Here is a 12,580-nt window from a genome sequence, read left to right as displayed (position 1 = left end):
GATCAGCGTAGCTTCAGCCGGCGCAGCTTCCCGGTCGCCGAATGCGGCAGCGTCTCGGCGAACTCGACGGTGTGCGGCACCTTGTACCCGGCGAGATGCGCGGTGCACTGGTCCACCACCTGCTGCTCCGACAGTGCCGCGCCCTCGGCAGGCACCACGACCGCCTTCACCGCTTCGCCGCTGCGCTCGTCGACCACGCCCACGACGGCCGCCTCAGCCACCCCGGGCAGCTGCGAGATCACTTCCTCGACCTCGTGCGGGAAGACGTTGAAGCCGTTGACGATGATCAAGTCGTTGGCCCGGTCGACCAGGTGCAGATCGCCGTCGGAGTCGAGGTAGCCGACGTCGCCGGTCCGGAACCAGCCCTCGGCGTCCGGACCGTGCGCGCCGTCCGGCCAGTACCCGGAGAAGAGGTTGGCACCGCGCACCGACACCAGCCCGGTGCTGCCGCCTGCCTCGAACACGTCGTCCGGCTCCTCCGGGTCGAGCGGCAACTCGTCCGCGGACCCGTCCGACTCCACCAGCCGCAGCTCGATGCCGGGCAGCGGACGTCCGACCGATCCGGGCTTCGGATAGCCGGTGACCAGCGTCGACGTCACCACCGGCGCGCATTCGGTGAGCCCGTAGCCCTCGTACACGTCGACCCCCGCGGCTTCGCGGATCGCCGCGAGCACCTTGGGGTGCAACGGCGCGGCACCGGACGTCAGCCGTTTCACGGTCGCCAGCCCGTGCGCCAGTTCTTCGGGGTCGAGCGCGGCGAATTCGTTGTACATCGCGGGCACGCCGGTGATCGCCGTGACGCCATGCTCGGCGCAGTCCTGGAGCGTCCGCCGGGCTTCGAAGCGTTCGGACAGCACCAACGTCGCGCCGACCGCCGTGGCCATGAGCAGGCCCGGGCCGAGACCGTAGACATGGAAGAGCGGGATCGACACCAGCACCCGGTCGTCGTGCTCGGTCACTCCGTCCACTTGGGACAGCTGATCGAGGTTCGCCAGCAGCGCGCGGTGCGACAGCAGCACTCCGCGCGGCGGACCGGTCGTGCCGGACGTGTACGAGATGACCGCGATGTCCTCGCCGGAACGGCCGAGGTCGACCGCGTCGCCCGGCTCGTCGCTGCGCGGCGGCAGTCCGGCGATGCCGTCGGGCAGCTCGGCGTCGTCGCGCTGCACCACGCGTTTCGCGCCGCAGTGCTCGAGCAGCCGTTCCAGTTCGGGTGCGGGGGCCTGCGGAGAGAGCGGGACGGCGATTGCGCCCGCGCGCAGCACCGCGAACAGGGCGACCGCGAAGTCAGCCGACGTCGGGAGCCGCAGCACCACCGGGTCGCCCGGCGCGACGCCGGAGGACACCAGCCGGCGTGCTTGCGCGTGCGCCGCGTCGTCGAGCTCTCGCCAGGTCAGCGTGGCACCCGTGCCCGTCTCGGTGATCGCTGTGCGATCCGGCCAGCGGCTGGCCGCATCGGCGAGCAGGCCGGCGACGCCGTGGGCGGTGCTGATCCGGTCCACCCCCACCCCTCTCGTTCCGTTGCGGATTCGTCATCTTGTCACCCGTAATGGGGATGCTGCGCGATCGTCGCACCTCTGCCTGACCGGGACACTACCTACTTCGCGGTAACAACACGTATGCTGCACTGCGTCGCCGGGTGGCGTTGATCACTACCGGGTGACCCGAGCAAGGGAGTCGTCGTGCCGAAGCCGCCGGTCCACGAGGGTGTGGAACACGCGCCGAGGCACGCCCGCACGCCCTCGGGTACGCGCCCGGCCGCACCAGGGACCGCCGGAGGTGCCGCCCGATGAGCCGTCCGATCACCCTGTCCGCCGCACCGCACCGCGGTCCGGTCTCGATGTTCGCCGACCGCGTGTTCGGCTCGCCCGCGGCCGCCGTGCCGCTGCCCAAGGCCGACGCCGAACCGGATCCCGCCGAGGTCGCGAAGGCCGAGGCGTGGGAACTGGTGCGGGCCGCGCAGGCGGGCGAGTCCTCCGCGTTCGGCCAGCTGTACGACCGGTACGTCGACGTCGTCTACCGCTACGCGCTCTTCCGCCTCGGCGACCGCGACCTGGCCGAGGACGTCACCAGCGAGACCTTCCTGCGCGCGCTGCGCCGGATCACGTCGGTCAGCTACCAGGGCCGCGACGTCGGCGCGTGGTTCGTCACCATCGCCCGCAACCTGATCCTCGACCACGTGAAGTCCAGCCGGTTCCGGCTCGAGGTCGTCACCGACGAGGTCGCCGAACCGGGCGGCGTGCCCGGCGGACCGGTCGGCCCGGTCGCCCAGGCCGGGCCCGAACAGCAGGCGATCGCGGGCGCGACCAGGGCCGAACTGCTGCGCTGCGTCGCCGAACTGGGCGAGGACCAGCGCGAATGCATCGTGCTGCGGTTCCTCCAGGGGCTGTCGGTCGCGGAGACCGCGCAGATCATGGACCGCAACGAGGGCGCGGTGAAGGCACTGCAGCACCGGGCGGTCCGGCGGCTCGCGCAGCTGCTGCCCACCGGCTTGCGTTGATCGTTCAACGAACAGCCGTAACTTTTTCGGCTTCTTAATCGTTTCTCACCCAGACCGGCGGTCAGGGCCGGGCGTTGGGTGGAGACGGAGCAGCACCGTGGGCGTGCCCGGGTGGTTTTCGCGTGGTCGGACCGAGAGCGAACGGTTCGACGACGCGATCGATGCTTCCCCCGGACAGCGGCCGGAAGAATTCGCCGAAGAGCTGGCACTGGTCGGCGCCCTGCGCGAACTGGGCCAAGCCGGAGCCCCCGATCCCGCCACCCGAGCCCGGATCCGCGCCGAGATCGAAGGCCGCATCGGCGAACCGCTCCCCCGCCGCCGGTGGCGGCCGCGAATGGCCGACCTCGCCGCCGCGGGCATCGCGCTGATCCTCGGCCTTGGCGGGCTCACGCTGCTGCTTTCGCGAGATGCCTTGCCCGGAGACGCGCTGTACAGCGTGAAGCGCGCCGGCGAGGTCACGTCGCTCGGCCTGACGTTCGGCGACGAAGCCAAGGCCGAGAAACACCTGAAGTTCGCCGCGAACCGCGTCACCGAACTGGGCCGGATGAGCGACGCCAGCCCGTCGGCGTACCAAACCGCGCTGCACGATTTCAGCAGCGACGTCCGCGCGGGCGTGTCCGAACTCACCGAACTGGCGACGACGAGCGGCAACCGCACGCGGCTGACGTCACTGGAATCGTGGGCGCAGAGCCAGTCGCGGCAACTGGAGTCGGAGCAGGCCGACGTCCCGGCGTCCGCCCTCGCGGATCTCCAGCAGGCACGCCTCCTGCTCGACCGGGTACAGCAGCGGACTTCCGCGCTGGGCTCGCGGCTGAGCTGCTACCAGATCACCACCGGCACCACGGACGAACTCGGCCTCCTCCCGGCGCGCGGCGCGTGCACCCAGCAACCGCTGTCACCCGGCGGCTCCACGCCGACCAGCCCGCCGCCTGCTGCGGGGACGAGCGTCCCGCCAACGGACTCCCCGCTACCGGTGCGCTCGGTCTCGTCACCGACGCTGAGCGCCTCGAGCACGCCGACGCCGACGCCGACCTCGCCCCAGATCCCGCACCCGCCGGTCCCGCCGAGCGTCCCGCCGCCGATCACCGCCCCGACCACACCCCGGATCCCAACCCGGCCCGCACCCCCGCCAGTCGTCTCGATCCCGCCGCTGCTGCCCGGACTCCCGCCGATCGTCATCGGCTGACGCCAAGGTCCGTGAAGGGCTCATTGAGGGAATCAGATTCCCTCAATGAGCCCTTCACGGACAGTCGGCCGCGACGTGCGTCACCCCGGAACGCAACCCCTAGCGGAGGCGCGGGCCACATCTCCAACGGGTGAGTCGCACGGTCGCTACCCTGTGCTGCAGGACCCGGTCGGCGTCGTCCGCCGGGACGTGCCCGAACCTGGAGGCGGTGTGCGTGTCAGCTTGGCGTGGCAAGGATAAGAGTCAGGAACTGGAGCGGCTCGCCACGCTCGCCGGAGAAGCGTCGGCGGAGGCCGCGTCCTCCTCGGCGCAGCTGGCGACGACGGTTCCGCCCGCGCCGCCGGACCTCACCGCGGGCGCCTTCTTCGACGTGGACAACACGATGATGATGGGCGCGTCGATCTTCTACTTCGCCCGCGGGCTCGCCGCGCGCAAGTTCTTCACCTCGGCCGACCTCGCCGGTTTCGTGTGGGACCAGGTCAAGTTCCGCATCGGCGGGCGCGAGAACAAGGCCGACATCAAGACCCACCGCGAGCGCGCGCTGTCCTTTGTGGCCGGTCGCACGGTCGAGGAGCTCACCACGATGAGCGAGGAGATCTACGACGAGCTGATGGCGGACAAGATCTGGTCCGGCACCCGCGCGCTCGCGCAGATGCACCTCGACGCGGGCCAGCGCGTGTGGCTCGTCACGGCGACCCCGATCGAACTCGCCGCGATCATCTCCCGCCGCCTCGGCCTCACCGGCGCGCTCGGCACGGTCGCGGAAACCAAGGACGGCGTCTACACCGGACGGTTGGTCGGCGACATGCTGCACGGCCGCGCGAAGGCCCACGCGGTCCGCGCGCTCGCGTCGCGGGAGGGCCTGAACCTCAAGCGCTGCACGGCTTATTCGGATTCGCAGAACGACGTGCCGATGCTGTCGGTCGTCGGCACCGCGGTCGCGGTCAACCCGGACAGCGGCCTGCGTGACGTCGCCCGCGCCCGCGGCTGGGAGATCCGCGACTTCCGCACCGGCCGCAAAGCCGCCCGCATCGGCGTCCCGTCGGTGCTCGGCGCGGGCGCGGTCGCGGGGGCGGTCGCCGCGGGGATGGCGTACCGCCGCCGCTGAAACCGGATCAGTCCAGCACCGCGGTCGCCTCGACCTCGACCAGCAGGTCCGGTTCGGCCAGGAACGCCACGCCGATCCCGGTCAACGGGGCCTGAATGCTGACGCCCAGCTTCTTCTCCGCCCGCTGCACGCCCTCGACGAACTCGCCCATCTTCTCCGGCGACCACTCGACGAAATACACGGTCAGCCGCGCGACATCCGCGAACGTGGCGCCCACCTCGGCCAGCGCCGCGGCCACGTTCAGGTAAGCCTGCTCGACCTGCGCGGCCAGGTCCCCTTCCCCGACGTGCCCGCCGTCCGCGGTTCGCGCGACCTGCCCGGCGAGGTACACCGTCCGCGAGCCGGTCGCGACGGACACCTGCTGGTAGAGGCCGACCTGCGGCAGCGAAGCGGGATTGACCAGGGTGACGGCCATGTTTCCTCCTGAAGATCCTCGGTCTCCAAAACATAGCATTGCAATGCTATAGAATGCCGCCATGACGAGGGCGAAAGATCCGGCAGTGCGCACCTTGCTGCTCGAACGGGCAGCGCAGATGCTCCGCACCCGCGAACCGATCACCCTGCGCTCGCTCGTGACCGGCACCGGAGTGTCGACGATGGCCGTCTACACGCACTTCGACAGCATGGACGGGCTGTGGAAAGCCTTGCGGCAGGAGGGTTTTACCCGGCTGGCGCACCGGATGGCCGAGGTCCGCCAGTCCGCCGATCCGGTACGCGACCACGCCGCGCTGATCTCCGCGTACCTCGGCAACGCGCTGGCCCACCCGGACCTGTACCGCGTGATGTTCGACGCCAACTTCGACCTGGAAGACGCCCAAGCCGCCGACGACACCCTCGAGTACCTCGTGCAAGCCGCCGCCCGCGGCCGCGACACGGGCCGGTACCGCGAAGGCCTCGACGCCCTCGAACTCGCCACGCAAAGCTGGGCCATCGCGCACGGTCTGGTCTCGCTGGTCGCGAACGGTCCCCTGCCGCGCGGCACGCTCGAGCACGGCGCGGCCTTGCTGACCGCGCTGTTCGTCAGCGTCGGCGACGAACCGCGGCGCTGCGAACGCTCAGTGCGGCGGGGCTGGCGCCTGCCCGGCTGAAGCTCAACCCCGGAAAACGCTGCGGCGCTGGGAAAGCCTGCGGTACAGCGAGTGCTGGATCGACTCGCGGACCTGGTCGGTGAGCGTGAACACCAGCATCGGATCGTCGACCGCTTCCGGGCCGTACTCGTCGGTGCGGATCGCTTCGCCGAACTCGATGGTCCACTTCGTCGGCAGCGGCACCGCGCCGAGCGGGCCCAGCAGCGGGAAGAACGGCGTGACCGGGAAGTACGGCAGTCCGAGCAGCCGGGCCAGCACCTTGAGCTCGCCGATCTTCGGATACGTCTCCTCGGCCCCGACCACCGACACCGGAATGATCGGCACGCCCGCGCGCATCGCCGCGGACACGAACCCGCCGCGGCCGAAGCGCTGCAGCTTGTACCGCGCGGAGAACGGCTTCCCGACGCCCTTGAAGCCTTCCGGCCACACGCCGACCAGTTCGCCGTTGGTCAGCAGGCGTTCGGCGTCGGCGTTGCAGGCGAGCGTCTGCCCGGACTTGCGGGCGAACGACCCGACCAGCGGCAGCTTGAACACCAGGTCCGCGCCGAGGCCGCGCAGATGCCGTCCGCCGGTCTCGTCGTGGACCGCGACCGCGGTCATCAGCGCGTCGAGCGGCAAGGTGCCGGAGTGGTTGGACACGAGCAGCGCGCCGCCCGCCTTCGGCAGGTTCTCGACGCCGAACGTGTCGACCCGGAACCACTTCTCGTACAGCGCGCGCAGCGGCGGCAGCACGAGCGTCTCGGTGAGCTCGGCGTCGAAGCCGAACTCGTCCACCTCGTAGTCGCCGGTGAGCCGGTGGCGCAGGAAGGTGAGCGCGCCGCGCACCGATTCCGACAGCGGATCGACCGCGGGCTCGCGCACCGGACCGGACGGCTGCGCCGGGAACTCCACGACCGGCGCGTCCACCCGCTCCTCGACCGGAGCCGGGGCCTCGGCCGGCTTCTCCCGGCCGGGTCCATGCAGCGGAATGACCTGTGCCTCAGCACTGTTCACGGGATTCGCCTCGCTTCCGGCCCTCGTCGCGTGGTTCATCGGCGCGCCTGCCCGGTGGCGGCGGCCTCGAGCACCTTGCCCGCCAGCCCGGCCAGCGCGCCGCCGTCGAGCACCGGACGCAGGCCGCGGCCGGCCACGTAGTCGTCGAACGCCTCGCGGGTGGTCCAGCGGGGCGTGTACCCGAATTCCTTCTTGAGCTTCGTGATGTCGACCGCGCGGCCGAAGTTCAGCAGCCGCACCTGGTCGGCGGAGAAATCGACCAGCCGGGCGCCGCGCAGCAGCTTCCCGACCGACGGCACCACGCCGCGCGGCATCGGCAGCCCGACGCGGCCCGCCCGGCGGATCGCCTGCGACAGGGTCAGCACGCCCTCGGACGCGACGTTGAACACGCCCGGCCGGTCTTCCAGCGTCGCCATTTCGAGCACTGACAGCGCGTCTGACCCGTGCAGCAGCTGCAGCCGGGAGTCGTAGCCGAAGACGGTCGGCACGACCGGCAGCGAGAAGTACCGGGCCAGCACGGTGTCGACCTCGGGGCCGATGATGTTCGCGAACCGCAGGAGCGTGACGGTCAGGTCCGGGCGGCGGCGGGCGAGCCCGCGCACGTAGCCCTCCATCTCGACCGCGTCCTTCGCGTAGCCGCTGGTCGACGGCGGGATCAGCTCCGAATCCTCGGTGAACACCGCCTGCGAACGCGCGCCCGCGCCGTAGACCGCGGCACTCGACTTCACCACGAGCTTGCGCACCTTCGGCGCGCGCTGGCACGCGGCGAGCAGCCGCATGGTGCCGATGACGTTGACTTCCTTGACCGCGGCGCGCCGGCTCGGCCCGGCCGGATGCGCGGTGCACGAGGTGTGCACGACGGTGTCCACCTCGGCGCTGCTGATCACCTTCGCGATGAGCGGATTGCGGATGTCCGCGCGGACGAACTCGGCGCGGCCCATCCGCTGCTGGACGTCCTTGGACGGCGGGGCGGTGTCGACGCCGATCACCCGCTCGAGATCCGGATGCGCGCCGAGCCTGGCGAGCAGCTTCCCGCCAAGGTCGCCGGCGACTCCGGTGACGAGCACGATGTTCGAGGCCATGGAACTCCCTGATCGGCAGCAGCGTGCAAGACGGAGTGATCACTCGGGGTGCGCGAACCTGCACTCGCTGGAAGCATCGCGCTGATGCACCTGCCATGTTACCGGCCCCGGACACCCTGCTGACCAGGTCTTACCTGGTATTTACGAGGGACGTCCGGATTGCGATACGCGCCTCACTCGATCGGGCGCAGGAAGGTCCGAACATGAGTGTGGCCCGTCCAGAGACTGGACGGGCCACGAAACTCTAGCCGCGCGGACGGCTCACTTGCCGGCCTTGCGCCGCTGCACGCGCGTACGGCGCAGCAGCTTGCGGTGCTTCTTCTTCGACATGCGCTTGCGGCGCTTCTTGATCACGGAACCCATGGGCGCTCCTCTTGGTCGTCGGTCACGCTGCCCGGCGCAGCGTCCAACGGGTGGAGCGCACAGGCACGAGCGGTTTACCAGGTTACTAGCGTCCCGGCGCGGGCTGGTCGGCGGGCATGGTCTGACGCATGCCCGCCGTCGGATCAGCCCACGTCGAAGTAAGCACCCTGCAGATACTCGTGCACCGCTTTTTCCGGCACCCGGAAGGACTTCCCGACTCTGACCGCGGGAAGTTCGCCCGAATGCACCAGGCGGTACACGGTCATCTTCGAGACCCGCATCAGCGTGGCCACTTCGGCGACTGTCAAAAACTGGACCTGCCCTACCGCGGGCAAATCCTCCCTCTTGTTCGGCGACATGTTTACCGCGTCCTTCGACACGTGTCGCGCCACGAGGCTTCCCCACCTGTGGTATCGACACGCACGTGCTCTTCCGAGGGTAGCGGGACAGGTGGGACTCGTGCGACGCCTGTCACCAGGATGGGCCCTCACCTGGGGCTTCGCGTAGCCCGGACGGCGCAGCAGTATCCGATTTGCCGGATTCGGCCCGGTGCGGCGCTACGACATCGGCACCGCTGAACGGAGCAGCGGACCCGCCGACGCCCTCCTCCGTGCTCTGGCTCAAAGCGCCCCAATGCGGCGTTGGGTGCATGCGACGCACCGAACGCCACATTGGGTGCGTCAGGTGCACCCAATGAGGTTTCTCAGCAGCGCGGCACGCGGTGGGTTCGTGGCAGCGATGCTGGTCAGGGTGCTGCGGGCGTCGACCGGTTAGGCGCGCCGGGCGGCTCCTCTCCCGCCGAGGTCCGTGAAGGGCTCCTTGAGGGAATCTGATTCCCTCAAGGAGCCCTTCACGACCCTCGCCTCCCGCGCACCCACCCGCCGCCAGCGGGACGCAGCCATCCGCGAGCGCGGCGCGTGACGCTGCCCTCGGCCGAGGAGCGCGGTCGGGCTGGTGCGGAGGTCGTGAGGGGAACCCTGACGGAATCTGCTTGGGTTCTAGTGGTGGTTGCAACGCCTGAGTTGTGCAGGGGTTGCAGTGGTCGTGGTCGGGCGTGGTCGGGCTCCGCGGGGCCGGGTGAGGCTGGCGGCGGAACGCCGCCGCTATTTTGATCTTGTGGCGGAGGGCGTGGGCACGGTCGAGGCGTGCCGCAGGGTCGGGGTCGACCGCAGGACCGGGCACTATTGGCGGCACGGGCGACCGAGCCGGGCGGGCGCGACCGCGCGCCCGGCCGCGCGGCCCGGGCCGGACTCGGGCCGGTTCCTGAGCGCGGGCGAGCGGATCGCGATCGCGGACGGGCTGGCGGCGGGCCGCTCGCGGCGGGCGATCGCGGCCGAGCTGGGCCGCAGCCCGTCCACGATCAGCCGGGAGATCGCCCGCAACGCCCGCCCCTGCGGCGACTACCGGCCCCACGCCGCCCACGACCTCGCCCGGGCACGGCGCCCGCGACCGAAAACAGGCAAGATCGCGGCCTGCCCCGAACTGCGGGACCGGGTGCAGGCGATGCTGACCGACAAATTCAGCCCGGAGCAGATCGCCGCCCGGCTGCGCCGCGACCACCCCGACCGGCCGGAGCTGCACGTGACCCACGAAACGATCTACCAGGCCCTCTACGTCCAAGGCCGCGGCGAACTGCGCCGCGAGCTGGCCCGCGCCCTGCGCACCGGCCGCACCATGCGCAAACCCCGCGCCAGCGGCGAACAACGCCGGCCCCGCTTCGCCGAACCCATGGTCATGATCAGCGACCGGCCCGCCGAAGCCGCCGACCGCGCCGTCCCCGGCCACTGGGAAGGCGACCTGATCATCGGCAAGGACAACGCTTCCGCCATCGCCACCCTCGTCGACCGCTCCACCCGCTACACCCTGCTCGTCGCGCTGCCCGACGGCCGCGGCGCCGACGCCGTCCGCGACGCCCTCGCCGACACCGCCGCGACCCTGCCCGCACACCTGCGACGATCCCTGACCTGGGACCAGGGCAGCGAAATGGGCCGCCACCACGAATTCACCGTCGCCACCGGCATCCCCGTCTACTTCTGCGACCCCCACAGCCCCTGGCAACGCGGCAGCAACGAAAACACCAACGGCCTGCTGCGCCAGTACTTCCCCAAAAGCACCGACCTCTCAGTCCACACCCCCGAACACCTCGCCGCCGTCGCCGCACAACTCAACCGCCGACCCCGCAAAACACTCAACTGGGACACCCCAGCCGAACGCCTCGCTACACTCCTCGCCGAAACCAGTTGAACCACCCGCGTTGCAACAACCCCTCGAATCCACCCTGGTTCCGTGAGGGTTCCCCTCATTCGCTTCAGGGAGTGGGAGCGCAGGCGGTGTGGCCGACGGTGACCGATCCCGAGGCGCCCGAGGCGGGGGCGAAGTCGATGCGCAGCATGGTCAGGGTCATGCTTCCGTCGCCGGGCAGCGTTTGGATGTTGAAGACTGCGTTCGCCAGCAGCGTGCCATCCGATTTCGTCAGCGGCTTCGTGTAGTTCGCGGGGAGCGGCGAGGGCAGGCCGCTGATTCCGGTCAGGCCGCTCAGGGTCCAGTTCGCGTTTGTGCCGCTTTGGGTGGCCTTGCAGGTCACCGTGTACGACGAGATGCGGATTCGTTTGCCGCCGGAGCTCACCAGGGCGGACAGTTCGAAGTTGTTTCCGGTCGCCGTCGACGTGGTGGTGGTGACGTCGTTCGCCGGGTCGGTGACCTCGGTGGTGCAGGAGGACGTGCCGCCGCCGAAGCGGACGCCTGGTTGCGACACCGCTGCTGCGGAGGCGCTTGTCGGGCCTTCTACGGCGCACGGGGCTTGCGTCGGGATGGAGATGGTGGTTCCGGATTTCGTGAAGTTCGCGTTGCCGATGTCGGCGATTCCGGCCGGGCTGTCCGCGACGGCGGTGCCGGCGGTGGCGAGCAAGCCGGCGGTGGCCAGGGCTGCTCCGGCCAGTGCGGTGCGCTTGATGATCATGTCGGGTCTCCTCGGCTGTGTTGCTCCCTCTCCCGACTATCCGCAGGTCCGAATCGCCCGTTGCGTCCTCGGGCGGCGATCACCCGTCCGGGATCGCGGATCAACCCGTTCGTGGCGTGGCGGGCATCAGGGGCGGCAGTGTCGCGTTCGTCACCGTTTCCGCAGGACAGCGGGTAAAGGCAGGCCGCGGGGCAACCACTACCCTGAAGGGGGTAACCGACTGGCGAAGAGCGCCATGAGAGAGCGGAGCCGACGTGTCTGTGTCTTCACCACCTCCGGGGGCGGCCCGGGATGGCGCTGTAGAGGACCTGCGCGCGACCGTCGGGCTGCAGATCCAGGACGAGCCGTTGCTGCGCGCCATCGCGGGCGGGCTGGCGGACGTCGAGACGATGCTGCGGGACGTCGTGAAGAGTGACGTCCCCGCTGTGCACGACGCGGCGTTGCACCTGGTCGAGGCGGGGGGCAAACGTTTTCGTCCGCTGTTCACGCTGCTGTCGGCGCAGTTCGGGCCGAAGCAGGGCGAGCAGGTGCTGATCGCTGCTGCCGCGGTCGAGTTGGTGCACCTCGCGACGCTGTATCACGACGACGTCATGGACGAGGCGACCATGCGGCGCGGCGCGGAGAGCGTCAACTCGCGCTGGGACAACACGGTCGCGATCCTCACCGGTGACTACCTCTTCGCGCACGCCTCCCGGCTCGTCGCCGACCTCGGGACGGACGCCGCGCGGATCATCGCCGAGACGTTCGGCGAGCTGGTCAGCGGGCAGATGCGGGAGACGGTCGGTCCTGGCCCTGGCGACGATCCGGTCGAGCACTACCTCACCGTCATCGCGCAGAAGACCGGGTCGCTGATCGCGACGTCCGGGCGCTTCGGCGGCATGATGTCCGGCGCGGCCGAGGAGCACATCCAGGCGCTGCGCCGCTTCGGCGACATCATCGGCGCGGCCTTCCAGATCTCCGACGACGTCATCGACATCGCGTCGCCCTCGGTCGAGCTGGGCAAGGCGCAAGGCACTGACCTGCGGGAAGGCGTTCGCACGCTGCCGATGCTGTACGCGCTGGCCGATCCGGGCACCGACCCGCGGCTCGTCGAGCTGCTCGCCGGCCCCATCACCGACGACGACCTGGTGGCCGAGGCGCTCGAGCTGCTGCGCCGTTCCAGTGGCCTCGAACGCGCGCGTGAAACCCTTTCCGACTACGCTTCCCGAGCACGTGCCGAGCTCGCCTCGCTGCCCGCTTCCCCTGCGCGCGACGCTTGCGAGTCGGTCGCCGACTACCTGGTCGCGCGAACGTTCTAAAAG

13 protein-coding genes are annotated in these 12,580 nt (G+C 70.3%); 6 read left to right on the top strand and 7 right to left on the bottom strand.

Annotated features, from left to right (window positions below; translation table 11 throughout):
- Positions 1-2: 2 nt before the first annotated feature.
- Positions 3-1,508: an AMP-binding protein gene (locus DMP23_RS31205; protein ID WP_337823284.1), complete on the bottom strand. Its 1,506-nt coding sequence runs from the start codon at positions 1,506-1,508 to the stop codon at positions 3-5.
- A gap of 281 nt (positions 1,509-1,789) precedes the next feature.
- Here DMP23_RS31205 and DMP23_RS31200 point away from each other — a divergent pair, with 281 nt between their 5' ends.
- From DMP23_RS31200 to DMP23_RS31190, 3 genes are all read left to right on the top strand, one after another.
- A complete protein-coding gene (locus DMP23_RS31200) occupies positions 1,790-2,500 on the top strand; it encodes a sigma-70 family RNA polymerase sigma factor (protein ID WP_199818095.1) in 711 nt (236 codons plus the stop codon).
- A 97-nt stretch (positions 2,501-2,597) separates the two neighbouring features.
- Positions 2,598-3,686, top strand: a complete 1,089-nt coding sequence (locus DMP23_RS31195) for a DUF5667 domain-containing protein (protein WP_337823283.1) — start codon at positions 2,598-2,600, stop codon at positions 3,684-3,686.
- A gap of 199 nt (positions 3,687-3,885) precedes the next feature.
- Positions 3,886-4,794: an HAD family hydrolase gene (locus DMP23_RS31190; protein WP_051729659.1), complete on the top strand. Its 909-nt coding sequence runs from the start codon at positions 3,886-3,888 to the stop codon at positions 4,792-4,794.
- Positions 4,795-4,801: 7 nt separating this feature from the next.
- Here the strand turns inward: DMP23_RS31190 and DMP23_RS31185 are convergent, their stop codons facing one another.
- A complete protein-coding gene (locus tag DMP23_RS31185; protein WP_337823282.1) occupies positions 4,802-5,209 on the bottom strand; it encodes a RidA family protein in 408 nt (135 codons plus the stop codon).
- Positions 5,210-5,270: 61 nt separating this feature from the next.
- Between DMP23_RS31185 and DMP23_RS31180 the strand changes: the two genes are divergently transcribed.
- Positions 5,271-5,882: a TetR/AcrR family transcriptional regulator gene (locus tag DMP23_RS31180; protein ID WP_337823281.1), complete on the top strand. Its 612-nt coding sequence runs from the start codon at positions 5,271-5,273 to the stop codon at positions 5,880-5,882.
- Between the two features lie 3 nt (positions 5,883-5,885).
- Here the strand turns inward: DMP23_RS31180 and DMP23_RS31175 are convergent, their stop codons facing one another.
- The 4 genes from DMP23_RS31175 to DMP23_RS31160 all read right to left on the bottom strand — a co-directional run bounded on the left by DMP23_RS31175 (position 5,886) and on the right by DMP23_RS31160 (position 8,679).
- Positions 5,886-6,914: a lysophospholipid acyltransferase family protein gene (locus tag DMP23_RS31175; protein ID WP_337823280.1), complete on the bottom strand. Its 1,029-nt coding sequence runs from the start codon at positions 6,912-6,914 to the stop codon at positions 5,886-5,888.
- Positions 6,911-7,957 carry an NAD-dependent epimerase/dehydratase family protein gene (locus tag DMP23_RS31170; protein ID WP_037818830.1) on the bottom strand — a complete coding sequence of 349 codons (1,047 nt, stop codon included), beginning with the start codon at positions 7,955-7,957 and terminating at the stop codon, positions 6,911-6,913. The genes DMP23_RS31175 and DMP23_RS31170 overlap by 4 nt, the downstream gene beginning before the upstream one ends.
- A 261-nt stretch (positions 7,958-8,218) precedes the next feature.
- Positions 8,219-8,320 (bottom strand): 30S ribosomal protein bS22, encoded by a 102-nt coding sequence (locus tag DMP23_RS31165; protein WP_007030867.1) that lies wholly within the window; start codon positions 8,318-8,320, stop codon positions 8,219-8,221.
- 143 nt (positions 8,321-8,463) lie between these two features.
- On the bottom strand, positions 8,464-8,679 hold the full coding sequence (locus tag DMP23_RS31160; protein ID WP_033291067.1) for a helix-turn-helix domain-containing protein: 216 nt from the start codon (positions 8,677-8,679) through the stop codon (positions 8,464-8,466).
- 724 nt (positions 8,680-9,403) lie between these two features.
- Between DMP23_RS31160 and DMP23_RS31155 the strand changes: the two genes are divergently transcribed.
- Positions 9,404-10,564, top strand: coding sequence for an IS30 family transposase (locus tag DMP23_RS31155; RefSeq protein WP_443111348.1), 1,161 nt, complete (start codon positions 9,404-9,406; stop codon positions 10,562-10,564).
- A gap of 64 nt (positions 10,565-10,628) precedes the next feature.
- Here DMP23_RS31155 and DMP23_RS31150 read toward each other — a convergent pair whose 3' ends face one another.
- On the bottom strand, positions 10,629-11,279 hold the full coding sequence (locus DMP23_RS31150; RefSeq protein ID WP_037816361.1) for a hypothetical protein: 651 nt from the start codon (positions 11,277-11,279) through the stop codon (positions 10,629-10,631).
- A 260-nt stretch (positions 11,280-11,539) separates the two neighbouring features.
- Here DMP23_RS31150 and DMP23_RS31145 point away from each other — a divergent pair, with 260 nt between their 5' ends.
- On the top strand, positions 11,540-12,577 hold the full coding sequence (locus DMP23_RS31145) for a polyprenyl synthetase family protein (RefSeq protein ID WP_037816359.1): 1,038 nt from the start codon (positions 11,540-11,542) through the stop codon (positions 12,575-12,577).
- Positions 12,578-12,580 lie beyond the last annotated feature (3 nt).

Source organism: Amycolatopsis sp. A1MSW2902 (assembly GCF_017312175.1).
In the GTDB taxonomy this organism is placed as follows: Bacteria; Actinomycetota; Actinomycetes; order Mycobacteriales; family Pseudonocardiaceae; genus Amycolatopsis; species Amycolatopsis nivea.
This window is presented reverse-complemented; position numbering and strand designations above follow the sequence as displayed.

Bases quoted from the DNA above. Each gene is read 5' to 3' on its own strand.
- DMP23_RS31200 (WP_199818095.1), top strand. From the start codon at position 1,790: ATGAGCCGTCCGATCACCCTGTCCGCCGCACCGCACCGCGGTCCGGTC.
- DMP23_RS31185 (WP_337823282.1), bottom strand. From the start codon at position 5,209: ATGGCCGTCACCCTGGTCAATCCCGCTTCGCTGCCGCAGGTCGGCCTC.
- DMP23_RS31180 (WP_337823281.1), top strand. From the start codon at position 5,271: ATGACGAGGGCGAAAGATCCGGCAGTGCGCACCTTGCTGCTCGAACGG.
- DMP23_RS31175 (WP_337823280.1), bottom strand. From the start codon at position 6,914: ATGAACCACGCGACGAGGGCCGGAAGCGAGGCGAATCCCGTGAACAGT.
- DMP23_RS31170 (WP_037818830.1), bottom strand. From the start codon at position 7,957: ATGGCCTCGAACATCGTGCTCGTCACCGGAGTCGCCGGCGACCTTGGC.
- DMP23_RS31165 (WP_007030867.1), bottom strand. From the start codon at position 8,320: ATGGGTTCCGTGATCAAGAAGCGCCGCAAGCGCATGTCGAAGAAGAAG.
- DMP23_RS31160 (WP_033291067.1), bottom strand. From the start codon at position 8,679: ATGTCGCCGAACAAGAGGGAGGATTTGCCCGCGGTAGGGCAGGTCCAG.
- DMP23_RS31150 (WP_037816361.1), bottom strand. From the start codon at position 11,279: ATGATCATCAAGCGCACCGCACTGGCCGGAGCAGCCCTGGCCACCGCC.